We start from the raw sequence: 16715 nt of genomic DNA, 5'->3' as shown, positions 1-16715 counted from the left end.
ATTATGAAAAAACCTACTACATTAAGAACGCTGATTTTTGCTTTAGCTTTGCTATTCAATTTTGTGTCCCAAGCGCAAAATGGAATTGCATTTAATTCAAAACTTACTCCAAGTTCAAATGGGAATTTATTCTTAGATGCAAGTAATCAGCTTGAAAATCCATTTAGTTTAAATGCTGGAGAATCGAAAGATAAAGATGCTAAAGTTGCAGCTTTAACCAATCCAGTAATTCCGTATGCACAGCTACCTTATGCTGGACAAGTAACGCAATGTCCAAATGATGGTAAATTACTTCCAAAGTTGTTTTTGTGCGGCGGAAATGATTCTCGTCTTATTAATACGCAAATAACAGATGCACAATCTATAATCTGGGAAAGATTTATTTCAGGTGGAACTTGTGTCACTGTTTCGAATAGTGATTGTGCAAATGAAGGCGCAGCATCTACTTGTTGGAATCAAGTGGGTACAGGAAAAGATTATTTGGCAAATTCAGCAGGACAATTTCGTGTTAGAATAGTGGATGCAGCAGGAAATCCGTATATTTTTTACTTTAATGTTTATCAGAATACATTAATACCAACGGCTACTACAAAAAGTGATATTATTAGAAATAGTGCCGGAAATTGCCAGGTTAATGGTAGAATTTCTGTAGGTGGGTTTGGAGCTGGTTACGAATATAGTTTTACAAGAACAGGGACTTCGGGAGCATGGCAAGATAGTAACATTTTTACAACAAGTACTCCTGGTAATTACACTGCTTTTATAAGAATAAAAGGAGTAGTTGGTTCATGCGAATTTAAAGTTATAAACCTTGAAATAAAAAATGTTACTTTCGCAGTAACGACCTCTATTGCTTCTCCAAAATGTAGTGGAGCAACAGGAAGTGTACAAGTAATTACAAATGATATAAATCAGGAGTATACTTACACTATATACAATGGAACTAATACAGGTGGATCTTATTTAAATAGAGTTGGTCCAACACTAGATCCAATAACATCTTTTAATGGACTATCTTCAGGAACATACACGGTATTAACTTCTATAAAAGGTTCTACTTGTGATCCAGAAAAAAACACTATCACGATCGCAGGAGCACCAAATCCAATAACTTCTGGTGCAAGTCTAACTACTGCATTAGGCGTATGTAGTTCTGGTCAAATAACAATTACAAGAAATGGGGGAACAGCTCCTTATAAATATTTTGTAAATACGAATGGTGCCGGTTTTACAGAAAATCCGACGAACATTATTGTAGTAACGCAACCTGGAAGTTATATCATCCGTGTAGAAGATGCTAACGGCTGTAGTGCTGCTAATAATGTGACAGTAAACGTTCCAGCCGTTACTAAACCTATTTACCAAATTAATAAGGTTGATGGCGATTGCTTAGGTAATATCGGTAAAATTTCACTTAGTGTAACCAACAATAATACGTACAATCTTATAGAATACAGTATTGATAATGGAGCTAACTTTTCACCTAGTACAACTGTATTCGATATTCCTAATGAAGGAAGCTATAGAGTAATTGTAAGATATAGAAAAAATATTAATGGAAATGGTTCTTTCTGTACTGAACCAGCAACTATAGTTACAGTAGGTCCTTCTGTGGCTTTGACAGCATCAGCAGGTGTAGGTGAATTGTCGGGTTGTGGTCCAGTAGGAAAAGAACTTTATGGATTGGTAAGGATTATAAACCCTCAGGGGGGAACTCCCTTTCCAGAGCCATTTCCTTACAAATATAGTTTTGATGGTAAAAAAACCTGGACAGACAAGAATTCTGAGTATATGAATTATGGTCAAAGCCATACAGTTTATATAAAAGATGCTGCGGGTTGTGAGTACGCCATGGGTGGAATTACAATTGATAAAAAACCAGACCCTCCAACAATTAAAGTTTTAGATCCTGTTTTTAATTGTGACGGATCGGCAACAACTACAGTAACAGTTACAAATAGCGGTTCTGGAGATCCAAAATATGCTTATGATTACTACATGGACGGTGTTTTAAATACCTCTATTCCAACAAACGTTTTCAGAAACGTGACACAAGGAGATCATACCGTAACTGTAAAATATAATGTATTAAAAGTTTCTACTTATAGTAACTTATTGCAGGAAGATTTTGGAAAAGGTGGTTTTACAACAACTCCTGGAATTAATCCTGCATATTGCTACGAAGATGAGGCATTTACTCACCTTTTACCTGGATATGCATGTAATAGAGATGAATGGATTAATGATGGAGAATATGCAGTTGCAAGTAAAATTAGAACAAGATTTAATAATTCTTGGATTGTAGCGAAAGATCATACTACACCAACAGATGCACTTGGAAGATTCCTAGTTGTAAACGTCGGAGGAACGGCAGGAATTGGTGGTATCTTATATAGTAAACCTATTAAAGATGTTATTGAAAACCAAGATGTAATAATTTCGTTATGGGCTGAAAACTTAATTGTTAAGACTTCAACCACGCATGACGATCCAAAATTAACCATTCAGCTGGTTAATAACTTAAATGGAGTTGGTGGTACTGAGACAATTGTTGCTACAACTGATACTTCAAATCCTTGGGTTGTTCCTAAGTCGGAGAAATGGGAGTATAAAGAATTGATGTTAAATCCAGGTGCATATAAAAACCTGAGTTTTGTAATTCGTTCTTACAGTAATCAGTTCAACGGTAACGACGTACTTATTGATGATATTTGGGTTCGTCAAATACCAAAATCGTGTAATACGGTTGCTGATTTTCCTATCTATGTTGATGGAAGTAAAGCTTTCTCAGCAGGGATTACAGGTTTTAAAAATATACAATGTAGTGGTGAGCAAAATGGTGAAATCACTTTATCTGCCAAAAATTTTGACCCAGTTAAGGGATTCCAATATTTTGTAGCAGGTGATCCAGCAGGTTGGAGAACTTATATTCCGGTTCCTGCGGCTTCTAGTGGTAGTATAACTTTAACAAACCTTCAAGCAGGTACTTACAATATTCAGATTCGTTACGATAATTCGGCTAACAGTTGTACTTTCCCATTAGCTCAGGAAATCAAAATGCCTAAAGAGTTAAAGGTTAGAGCTTGGGTAGATCAAGTATTGACTTGTGATTTCGGTGCAACGATCAAAGCAGAAGCAAGCGATGGAACTCCAGGTTATGAATATGAATTAAGAGAATCTGACGGTGTAACAGTTGTAAAACCGTTTCAACAATCTGGAGAATTCCTAGATATCAAAAAAATTGGTAACTATAAAGTTATTGCGAGAGATTTAAATTCATGTCAGACAGCAGTTTTAGCTTCTGTAGATGTTGTGGCTCCGGTTCCTGCACAAATTGAATTTCAAACTTCTAATTTATGTTTTAACAATTCTGCTGAAATAATAGTGAAAATAAATGGTGGAGTTGGAAAATATACTTACACTACACAATTTAATGGCGGAAATGAAAGTGAAGAAAGTGCACCTTTTGATGGTCCAACTTTTACTTATACCGCTACAGATCCTGGTTCTTATACTTTTAAAATTAAAGACAGTTTTGGTTGTTTCTCAAATACCATAACTCAAATTATAAACGAAAAATTAACAGTTGAGGTTCCTGTAACAAGAGCCTTAAGTTGTGATGTTGCTCCAGATAATAGAGCTATCATTACGGGAACCATTTCAGGAGGTAAAGGACCTTTTGTAGTAGCAATTGCTTCAGGAGATACTACGGGTACTTTGGTACAACCTACTATAACAGGAAATACTTTTACGTATAGTACTACAGTAGCAGGAGATTATACTTTTAGAGTTACAGATTCTGGAAGTTGTTCTGTTACTAGTGTTAAAGCTACTATTTTACCATTAAACGCTATTATTTTAACTTCTGAGAATGTTAATCCAAAATGTAATACTTCGAATGATGGAACAATTCTTCTAAAACCAAGTGGAGGATCAGGCGACTTTAAATATAGTACGGATGGAATCACGTATAATGACAAATCATATTTTACCGGATTAAGTGCTGGTGTAGAATATACTTATTATGTAATAGATTCTAATAAATGTACTCAAACTTTAAAAGTAACTTTGATTGCTCCAGATGCTATCAACGGTACTGCAACAATAACGACACCTTATACTTGTGATAACCCTGCAACTATAACAGTTGGTGCTGTAGTTACTGGTGGAAATGGTGTTTATAAATACACATTAAATAGAGATGGTGTTGCTTTAGTAACTCAGGACTCTAAAGTTTTCAGTGGTATTACAACTGCAGGAAGTTATACAGTAACTATTACAGACAGCAATTCTTGTACATTTACTACTACACCGGCTTTAACTATTGAAGCATTAAATGGTCCAAAAGCAATGACTATCAATAAATCTGCGCTTACTTGTCCTACAAATAAATCAACTTTTTCTATTACTGATGTAAGAGATGCATTAGGAGCGCCTTTAGCGGGACCTTTTACTTATTCTATTACGGCTCCGGCAAGTGCAGTAACAAGTAATACTACAGGAACATTCGCAAATTTAAATCCAGGAGTTACTTACACTTTTGAAGTAAAAGATGCTAAAAATTGTTCTTTTAGTAAAACAGATAAAATTGATGCATTACCAGTTTTCTCAATTTCAAGTTCAGTAGTAAGTGATGTAAATTGTTTAGGAGACTCAAAAGGTGAAGTTACTTTTACAGTTTCTGGATTAGGAAATAATGTAGATTATACATATCAAATTGATGGTACTTTACCAGTTCAAAAAGGAACTTCACCTAATACAGGAACTTCATTTACTATTTCTGCACCAAATTTAAATGCAGGTTTACATACAATTATAGTAACAAATGATGTTACAAAATGTTCTCAATCAGATGATGAAACAATTTCTGCTCCTACAGCTGTATTGGCTTTAGATCCTACAGGAACTGTAGATGTAACTTGTAAAGCAAAAGGTTCTGCTACTATTAACGCTAAAGGGGGTTGGGGAACTTATAGTTATGAGGTAACACCAACGTTACCAGCCGGGACACCAATTAAGCAAAGCATTAAAACATTTTCAAATTTATCAGCAGGTGATTATTCATTTGTTGTAACAGATTTGAAAGGGTGTCAAGTAACAGGAACTTTTACAATTAAACCAGAAGTATATCCAGCTGCTAATATAGATGTAACTTCAGATTATTGTGCTGGAGGAGCTGGAGCAACGTTAATTGCAACGCCAACCAATGCACCACAGCCAAATCCAAATTATGAATACAGAATTGATGAAGGCAATTATCAGGCTTCTGGAACATTCCCAGGATTAAATCCAGGAAAACATATTATTACAGTAAGAGATATTTTAACTGGTTGTACAACCGATTTAGCTGAAGAAACAATTGCTGTTCCTTTATCTGCTAAATTAGATCCATTGGTTAAAGATTTAGATTGTGATGCAACAAATCCTAATGCTATTATTAAAGTTGTTATTAGTAATGGATATCCAGATTATACATACAGAGTAAGTACAAATGGAGGCGGATTTAGCGGTACCCCAATTGCGGTTGGAGCAGGTTTAAATACATTTAATTACACAACAACCACAGGTTCTGCGGCAGCGACTTATCAATTTGAAATATTTGATAACAAAGGTTGTAGAACAACTGTTACTCAAAATATTAACGCAAGGGTATCTCCAACAGCAGATACAACTCCAAATAATCCTACTTGTTACAACGGAACAGATGGTTCAATCGAAGTAACACCAAGTTTAGGCTTAGCACCATATACTTATGAAGTTTCTACAATTTCTGGTACAACAGGATTTTCTAGTATGACTTCAAACAAGCTAACAGGTGTTGGTGCAGGAACTTATTGGTTTAGAGTTACAGATGCTAAAAAATGTCAAGTTGTAGTATCTAGAGCACTAACAAATCCAGCGCAATTAACAGCTCATGCAGATGTTACTACGCCTTTAAAATGTGGAGCGAATAATGCTACTCAAGCAGCTACCATTACGGTAACTATTGATAACCCAGGAACACCATATACGGGAGCTAATAAATACAGATATAGTTACAATGGTGCAACTCCAGTAACATCAAATACATACACAACAACTACAACTGGAACAGTTACAGTTGATGTTTATGATGCTAATAATTGTCCTTTTAGAGTACTTATTTCTCCAGATGTTAAGGCATTAGTTCCACCAACTAATATGACTTTTGATGCTCCGGCAGCAATTACTTGTGCATCAGGTAGAGATAAAACTGATTTAACAGTTAGAGTAGACGATGGAGTTGCTCCATTTAGATTTGAAATAACAAATACAGATGCAGCGGTTGCTCCAACAGCTCCAATTGCAACTGGGGTTACAGCTCAAGATCATACTTTTGCCGATTTAGCTCCTGGAACTTATTACTTTAAAGTTACCGATGCGAATGATTGTGCCACTACTGGAAACTTTAAAATTGATAATGTATTACCAGTAACTGTAAATGGATCAGTAACTTCAAATGTGAACTGTAAAGGTGCGGCTGACGGTAAACTTTCATTTACTGTTTCAGGAAATTCAGGTACATTTACTTATGTTCTTAGAAATGCTGCGAACGCGATTATTCCGATCTCACAATCCACACAAACTGGAAACGTAATAGATTATACAGGTTTAGCAGCGGGTATTTATACAATTACGATTACAAACCCAACAACTCAATGTACTGCAACTAAAGCCTTAGAGGTAAAAGAAGCAGCTGTTCAGTTCGCATTTTCAGCGCCAACTATAACACCAATTACGTGTTCTCCAAACAATGGTAAAGTAGTTATCAATACAGTTGGCGGATGGGGTAATAACAGATATACTTTAACATTACCTGATAACACAGTAGTTGGACCACAAGCTAGTGCTACGTTTAGTAATTTAACTCAATCAGGAACATATGGTATTTCTGTTACAGATTTAAATGGAAACGGATGTACAATTACAACAACATTTAATGTTGCAGCAGCGATTCAACCAGATGCAAGTATAGATTTAACATTGTCTGATTTATGTTATGATGCAGTAGGAAAAGCTACAATCGTAGTTACTCCTGCGGTTGTTTCTCCAACTTATATGTACAATATTAACGATGGAATGTATCAAGCAAGTGGAACTTTCAATAATTTAAATCCAGGAAGTTATGTTGTTAAAGTAAAAGATATGAGCACAGGTTGTATCTTGACTTTACCTGCACAAGCTATTGAAACGGAATTAAAATTTGAAGCTAAATTAGAAACTTTAGCTACTTGTAATGGTCAGGATGTTGAAATTAAAGGTACTATATCGGGAGGAAAAACGCCTTATACTTATACTGTAACGATTAATGGAACATTAGATCCAACTGTTAGATCTGTTACAGGTACAACATTTATTTACACAGATCCTACTGCAACAACAGCAACAGGAAGTACAACTTATTTATTTACATTGAGTGATGCTTCAACTACACATTGTAGCCTTACTTCAACAGTAGTTGTAGCTCCAAAAACTAATCCAGACTTTTCACTTACTCCAAACTCTACAATTTTATGTAATGGAGATTCGACAGGCTCTATCACAGTTACAATTGATCAGACAAAAGGAGCAAGTCCTTATACAATAAATGTGACTAAAGACAATTCTACTTTAATTCCTGCTACAGCAAATGTAAATTATGGTACTCAAACTACTGGGCTTCCTGCAGGAAATTATATTGTTAGAGTTACAGACGCTAAAGGCTGTTATTTAGACAAATCAACTATTATAAGAGAGCCAGCAAAGATTGAATTTATGACACCTACAGTTCCATTAACGTGTGATGGTACAGGTTTGACATATGGATCTATTTCTGTAAAGGATTTTACAGGAGGTTCGAGTGATACAGCACCATTAGGACCATTTACTTATACATTAACTAACAATGTAGGAGAACCGACTCAAGTAGCACCTCATTCAATATCTGATGTTAGAGGAGATTATACTTTCAATATTTTAAATTTTGGTATTTATGAATTAACAGTTTCAGATAAAAATGGTTGTTCTGTTACCAAAACAATTACAATGTCTTCGCCTCCTACAGATTTGATTATTGATGTTACTTCTGGGGCTGCGTCTTGTACCGATGCGAGTGTAATAGTGAGCGTGAATCCTGCATTTACTGGAGGACCATATCACTTTGCATTGTATCCAATTGTTCCAGGAGTTGGAGCACCAATTCCTCATTCATACCCTTTAAATCCAACGGCTTATCAGGATGCAGATTCATCAGATTCAACTAATCCTTTATACTTACAGTCGACTTTTACAGGATTGAACCCTGGAGTTGTTTATTCATTTATTGTTTATGATGAGACAACAAGATGTTACTATTTTAAACAAGCAGAGTCTCCAACAAAAACGGCATCTGTTTTAACTAGTACAATAAAAGCAGCAAATGTTACTTGTCAGGGAGCAGGTAATGGTAATGTATCGTTTACTATTGCAAACACTCAACCGACAACAACACAAGTTAAATATGAAATTTTTAATTCGCAGACAAATAAACTGGTTATGCCTTTAGTAGGTGGAACAGTTACATTGCCAACTATGTCTGTAAATAATGTTGGACCTCTAGTTCCTGGTACTTATTATATCTTATTTACAGAACAAGACGGACTAGGAGCAACTGTGTGTTTAAATTCATCAAAAACATTCACAATTACTCAGTCAGTTGTACCATTAACATTAACAACGACTTCTAAAAATGACAACTGTGGACCTTTAAAAGGTATAGTTGAGGCATTTGGACAAGGAGGAACAACTAGTATTCCAGATCCAACACCAACAGACCCAAACCATACTATTTCAGTTCCCTATTTATATCAAATTTTTGCTGATACTGGAGCAGTTGGAGTAATCGATGGTACGGATCACAGTAATGATCCAATTGTAGAACCTTCATTCCCTGCTACTTTTGATTTAAACGGTCAAACTAAAAATACATTTAATTTAGATGATGGTAATTATATAGTTTATGTAAAAGATGCAAATGGATGTATTCAATATTCGTTTATTAATGTTGGATTGGATACTGTACCTGTAATTACGGCTGTAACAAATGATATCTGTGTTACAGAAGGTTCTTTTGTAATCGATGTTAATTTGACAACAACAGGTGTAGGTCAGCATTATTACATCTTAGATGGTGGTGCTCCAATTCCATTGCCTTCTACATCATTCTCTATTACAAATCTTTCTTCAGGAGCTCATAGTGTAGAAGTTAAAGATGTAAATGGATGTGGCAATAAGGTTGATTTAGATCTAATTTCTACACCGCTTGAACTTAAAGCAAGTTTTTCAAAAAATCCTATTTGTGAAAATAATGATGGGGAAATTACTGCTGAAGTAACAGGTGGATTTACGCCAAATAATTTTCAGTATACTTTAGTAAAAAATTCAGCGCCTGCAATTCCTAATGTAACGCAGATTAATGATCCTAAATTTGTAGGTCTTACTGCAGGAAATTATACAATTACTGTTAGAGATCTTAATACAACTTGTACGAGATCAGTAGATGTAGATATGATACTTCCAACACCAATCAATTTTGTAGTTACAGATATTGTTACTACTCCTGTAGATTGTACTGCTGGTCAAGTAGGCGCGACAGATAACGGAACATTGACTGTTAATTTAAATCCAGCAAATGATAATCCAGATTATACTTATGTATTAACACCAGTTTTACCAGCGGGACTTGCTAAAACGCAATTAAATAATAATGTATTCACAGGATTAAGTGCAGGAGATTATACGATTAAAGTAATTTCTGGACGAGGTTGTGAATTAGAATTACCGGCAAATGTGCCAGCTCCAGCAGCTGTAGTTGCAAGTGCAGATGCTACACCATTTAGTTGTGCAGTAGATCCTACGATAACAACAGTTGTTGTAACAGGTTTAGGTGGTACAGGTACTTATACTTTCAGTAAAGACGGTACGAACTATTTTACAAGTAATAGTACTCCGCCAGACAATAAATATACATTTGAGATTGAAGATAATTTAGCAATCCAAAATCCTACTTATTGGGTTAAAGATTCTAATGGCTGTTTAGATACTTCAACATTAACGACACCATTGGCTCCATTGCCAAAATTAATTTCTGCAACAGCAACAAGATCAACAGTTGCAGGTTCGCAAATTGATTGTGTGAATGGTAGAGAGCTGATACAAATAGATGTAGTAGGTGGATCATCAACACCAATTGATTTGAAATATGAAGTTTCAATCGATGGTAATGCATACACTATTCTTGCAGCTTCAAGCGGATCAAGAACATATAATTATGATGCAACTTCAGCAGGTAGCACTTATCAGTTTAGAATAACAGATAACGCTACTGGTTGTGAGATTCTATCTAATATTTATGATGTTCCATTATTTGATGCTATAAATGTAACAGCAACTACAGTTGCAGATGTTCAGTGTAAATCTGCAACAAATGGAAATATTGAAATTTTTGTTTCAGGCTACACTGGACCATACACTTATGCATTGTATGATGGTGTAACACCAGTAGTTGGAATTGGAGCATCTGGATCTCATGATACGTCTACTTCTAATCCGTTTACAATACCTTTCGGTTTAGGCGCAGGAACAAATTATACAGTAAGAATTGTAGAAACAGCTTATCCTAGATGTACTACTACTTCAACAGTTGCAATTATTAACGAGCCAACTATTGCCTTAAGTTTAGACCCTCTAGATGTTACGCCACTAGGTTGTACAACTGATGGTGCGGTTAAAATAACAACTCAAGGCGGATGGGGTAATAATGTATTTACTCTTTCTCCTCCATCTGGTGCGGCAATAACAAATACAACTGGTAATTTTGCAGGTCTTAGACTTGATGGTCTTTACGGAGTTTCTGTAAGAGACGCTAACGGTTGTACGATTACAGATTCATTTAATTTGGTAATTCCAACACCTCCTACTGCAGTAATTGCTTCAACATCTGATTATTGTTACGATAGCACAGATTTAGCTACTTTAGTTGTAACGGCTTCAGGTGGTGCAGGAGGTTATGAATACAGTATTGATAAAAAACAATCTTGGACAACAAATAATACATTTACGAACCTGACTCCAGGAATTTATGATATTATTGTAAAAGATGCTTATGGTTGTGAAGTAACTGTATCAAGTAATGAGATCAAACCTCAACTTTTTGCTACGGCACAAAATGATAAAAATATTTTCTGTACAGGTACTGTAGACGGAACCATTAAAATTACTGCTCAAGGCGGATATGGTTCTTATACTTATACAGTTAATAAAGATAACGCTGGAGCTTATGCTCCAATAGCTTTCCCAGCAGGTTTAGATACTGCTTATTATACAGTTCCTGCTTTAACAGGTGCAGGAAGCTATGAAATCGTAGTTTATGATTTAAGAAATTGTTCTTACACTGTTGTAAACAAAGTGGTGATGGTAGATCCAACTCCGGTTGATTTATTAACGTCTGATATTGCCATTACACCAGTAGATTGTAATGCGCCGCAAGGCACAAATAACAATGGTACAATTACAGTTAATTTGAGACCAGTAAATAATAATCCTATTTATACTTATACGCTTACACCAACTTTACCAGCTGGAGCAGCTATAACTCAGGTTAATAATAATCTGTTTACAGGATTGACTCCAGGACAATACAACGTAAGCGTTACTTCAGAAAGAAATTGTGAGGCTAATGTTAATGTTGCGATAGCAGATCCAGTAGTTGTTACAGCTTCGGCTACAGCAACAGCATTTAGCTGTGCAGTTGACCCAACTAAAACAACTGCGGTTGTTACTGCTGGCGGCGGTACTGGAACATATAGTTTTAGTAGAGATGGTATCAATTATTTTGCAAGTAATAGTGTACCTGCAGACAATAGATATACATTTGAATTAAGTGATACAGGAGCAACTCAGAATCCAACATTCTATGTAAAAGATTCAAATAGTTGTGTTCAAACAACACAATTAGCTACTGTTTTAGATCCTTTACCGAAATTTATTTCTGTAGTTGGTACTTTTGGTCCTGATATTGACTGTGTTAACAACAAACAAGAAATAAATGTAGTTATAACTGGAGGTAGTAATTCACCAAATGCATTTACATACAATGTATACCAAGATGGTGCATTAATCGCGGGGCCAACAACAGTTACAGGAAATACATTTACGTATGATGCTGTAACAGTAGGTAGTACTTATGAATTTGAAGTATTAGATAATAATACAGGATGTAGCATCAAATCTGCTGCTTATGAAGTTCCTGTTTTCAATATTGCGAAAGTTAATGCTGTTGCTTCTGCTAACGTAGATTGTAATGGAAATCATACTGGTGCGATTGAAATCAATGTTATCGATTATAACGGACCTTATAATTATGCGGTTTATGACGGTGCAAATCCTGTTGCTTTAACTTCAGGAGCTGGAGATAGTGCGACTGCAAATCCATTTGTAATTCCTTTCGGTTTTGCTGAAGGTAAAAACTACAGAGTAGTAGTTACAGAAACGGCGTATCCAAGCTGTACAATAACTTCTAATGATGTAGAAATTACAGAACCACCAGTATTAAGTTTAGCAGGATTTAATCCAACCATTAAAAATCAAAATTGTATTAATAAAACTGCTGTAATTACTATAGATCCTACTACAATTGTAGGTGGTTCAGGAGATTTTAAATATGCAGTGGTGCCTACAACAACGCCGCCAACTATTCCTGCAATTGGTGATTATAAAGCATTTACAACTATAGAAATTGCTACGGCTAAAATTGCTCCGGCATTTGATTCTTATGATGTTTATGTAAAAGATGCAAACGAATGTTTCGCGTTCGTTACAGTAAATATTGCACAAGACCCAATGCCAGCTATTACTAGTGTAGTACCTACACATTGTCCTAGTGCGACAGGTTATGAAATTACTGTAACCGCCAACGGATTTACATCAAATTTAGAATATAGTTTAGACAAAAATACTTGGCAGCTTAACAACAATGTATTAGTGGTTACTTCACCAGGCGATTACAAAGTATATGTAAGAGACGAAAATTTATGTATTGTAGAAGCTCCGGTAACTATTTTAACACCGTTGCAATTGCGATACGACTTAACAACATCTCCAATCTGTAACGGAAACCAAGGAGTAGTTACATTATTACCTTCTGGAGGTACGGTAACACCAAGTTATGAGTTTAGTCAGAATGGTAATCCATTTGTTACATCACCTGTATTTAGTAATTTGGTTCCAGGTAACTACCAATTTACAGTAAGAGATACTGGAACAGGATGTACAAAAACTATTGATGTTACTATTGACATACCGAATACTGCGATTGATTTCACTTTAGAATCAGCTCCAGTAATTTGTAGTGGAGGAAGTACTGGAACAATTACTGTAAAAATGGCTGCTTCAACAGCAACGGTAAATAACAATCCTGTTTATACTTATTCAATTAATCCTGCTCCATTAGGAATGGTATTAGTTGGAAATGTATTTACAAATCTTCCTCAAGGATCTTATACAGTTACAGTAACTTCAGGTAAAGGATGTCCAGTTGACAAAACTATAGTAGTAACTGAACCGCCAGTTATTACAGTATCAGATGTAGTCGTAGCAGATTACGGATGTACAGCTGGTAACAAAGAAAATAATGCAACAATTACAGTGAACACACCAACAGGTGGTTCAGGAAATTATTCTGTGTATGAATTCTTCAGAAATGGAAATCCGGTAGCAGTTCAAAGAGGTGATAATCCTGTTTTCACTGAGTCAGATTTATTAGGAGGAAACTATGTAATTAATGTATATGATGATAAAGGATGTGTTGGAACTACAACAGCGAGAATCAATCCATTTATTGCTATTGATTTTGCTAATCCTGCGGTAACAGTTACAAAAGCAATTACTTGTATCAATAAAGAAGACATTCAGGTTAATGTAACATTTACAGGTGGTCCGGCAGTACCACTTCAGTATACTATAGTTGCTGCTACAACTAATGCAATAGCTTATCCTTCAATAACAAATGCTAATGGACAATTTATTGACTTAACGGTAGGAACATACACTATTTCAGTTACAAACCCGGTAACAGGATGTGTATTAAAAACAATTCATTATGTAGATGAACCGAATACATTTGATATTGTAGCACAAAACATTAAAAATGTTTCTTGTTTCGGAACAGCGACTGGAAATGTAGATTTAACTTTCGTAGATAATAAAGTTGATCCAACAGATGATGCAGGAATTTTTGATTATACAATTACGGGACCAGTTAACCTTAGTGGAAGATCTTTAGGTACTGTAGTTAATATTCCAAATTTAACTGTAGGTATTTACCATGTAACTGCTACGTTGGTAGGAACACCAACTTGTCAAGTTGAAACAGACTTTACAATTGATCAACCAGTGTCTACATTACAGATTGCTGAAATTCATACACCAATCACTTGTGATCCAGGAAATGACGGAACTATCTCTGCAAGTGCTCAAGGTGGTTGGACAAATGGAGATTATCTATACGAATTGGTAGGACCAGTTAATGTAGCATATTCTACTCAATCATACTTCGAAAACTTGACAGCAGGAGATTATACAATAAATGTTAAGGATGTAAATGGTTGTATAGCTACAACTACTGTAACGCTTAAAAATCCAGATCCAATTATGTTTACAGCTCATGCAACTGTGGCAGATTTATCATGTAATGGAGATGCGACTGGAGAAATTACAGTTGATCCTCCAACAGGTGGACAGGAAAGTAATTACTATTATATTTTAAATTACCTTTCAAGTGATCCTTTAATCTCTACAGATGCTCAAAGTAGTCCTGTCTTCTCTGGTTTACCAGCAGGTAGATATTCAGTAACAGTAATTGATGAGATTAATTGTAGCTCACAGCCTAGTGCTGAAATCGAAATAACTGAGCCATCAAAAGTTAAAGCTTCGCTAACTCTTGCAACACGTGTAACTTGTAAAGTAGACGCAACAGTAACATTAAGTGCAGAAGGAGGAAACGGACCATATGACTATAGTCTAGATCAGACTTTCAATACAATTGCAGGTTCATTTGGAACATCAATAACATTCTCGGTAGGTTTAGGAGATCACCAATATTACGTTAGAGATTCTAATGGATGTATCGGAATTATTTCTAATAACATAAATATAGCTCCAATAACACCTTTAAGTTTAGAGATTGATCTATCAGGTGCAGAGGTGTATTGTAAAGGAAGTTCAACTGCAGTTATTGATGCTGTAGCTGGAGGTGGTTTAGGAAATTATTCTTACACTCTTTTAGATGCTTCAGGTAATCAATTAAGACCAGCTCAGCCAGAAGGTTATTTTGATTTATTGCCTACAGGAGTTTACATAGTACGTGTTGATAGTGATGATTGTCAGTACGATTCTGAAACAATAACTATTGATGAGCCTAATGAGGCATTATTAGCAATACCTACAGTAACAGATGCGACTTGTTTTGGTGCAAATGATGGTAAAATCGCTATAGCCGCAACTGGTGGAACAGGAGTAATCAAATATGCTATTTCGCCAAACTTAGGTCAGTTTGATGATAAATTTGTATTTGATCGTTTATCTCCTGGTAAATACACAATTATAGTTCAGGATGAAAATTCTTGTTTCGTAATTATAGAGCGTGAGATTCAAGAACCAAATGTTCTAGAAGGTAAAATAGTTGGTCCTATCATTCAAGAAATATGTGATGGAGACAATGACGGAGCATTTACTATCGAGGTTTCAGGTGGTAGACTACCTTACAGCATTAGTCTTGACAATGAAAATGGTACTTATGTTGCATTGAACAATGGTACAAGACATGACTTTACTAATATTAAAGGAGGTACGCATAATGTCTATATTAAAGATGCAAGTTGTACAACAATGGTCGAAGTAAATATGGATAAAGCCGTTATACTTAACCCAACTGCTGAGGTAACATACGACTGTGTGAACAATGCACAGGCAAATATGGTGGTAGTAACAATTGATGCTTCTAACACAAATCCGGCAGATGTAGATTACTCATTAGATAATAGTGGTGTATTCCAACCGAGCAATATCTTTACAAACGTAGCTCCTGGAACTCACTTTATAATTGCAAGACATACTAACGATTGTAAAAAACAAACTGCAACATTTACAATAGATGCAGTTGCAGAAGTTGGTTTAGTAGATGTAACAGATGCTAGTAAAGATATCAATGTTCTTCAAGTGAAAGCTTTCGGAGGTATTGCTCCTTATGAGTACAGTTTTAACGGAGAAGCATTCTCATCATCTAATACATATAGAATCTATAAAACAGGTGATTATCCGGTAACCGTAAGAGACAAAAATGGTTGTGAGGCAACAATAATTGTTCATGGTATTTTCTATGACTTCTGTATGCCAAACTACTTTACTCCAAACGGTAGTGGTTCAAATACAACGATAGGACCTGATTGTGGTGCATTAGCTTATAAAGAATTAACATTCGATATTTATGACAGATATGGTAGAGTAGTAGCGAAATACCACGTAGGTCAAAAATGGGATGGTAAATACAACGGAAACGAATTACCAACAGGTGATTACTGGTACGTTCTTAAGTTAAATGATCCGAAAGATCCAAGAGAGTTTGTTGGACACTTCACATTATACAGATAACAAAATTATAGCCCCAATGATGTTATCTAAAA

Annotated in this window: 1 protein-coding gene; it reads left to right on the top strand. The window is 35.4% G+C overall.

The window, feature by feature from the left end:
• The first annotated feature begins 3 nt into the window (after window positions 1-3).
• Window positions 4-16683, top strand: a complete 16680-nt coding sequence (locus tag K6T82_RS13295) for a T9SS type B sorting domain-containing protein (protein ID WP_223706443.1) — start codon at window positions 4-6, stop codon at window positions 16681-16683.
• Window positions 16684-16715: the final 32 nt, after the last annotated feature.

This window comes from Flavobacterium potami (assembly GCF_020026915.1).
Classification (GTDB): Bacteria; Bacteroidota; Bacteroidia; order Flavobacteriales; family Flavobacteriaceae; genus Flavobacterium; species Flavobacterium potami.
Note: the sequence above shows the minus strand (reverse complement) of the source record. Positions and strands in the feature narration are given on the sequence as shown.

Bases quoted from the DNA above. Each gene is read 5' to 3' on its own strand.
- K6T82_RS13295 (WP_223706443.1), top strand. From the start codon at position 4: ATGAAAAAACCTACTACATTAAGAACGCTGATTTTTGCTTTAGCTTTG.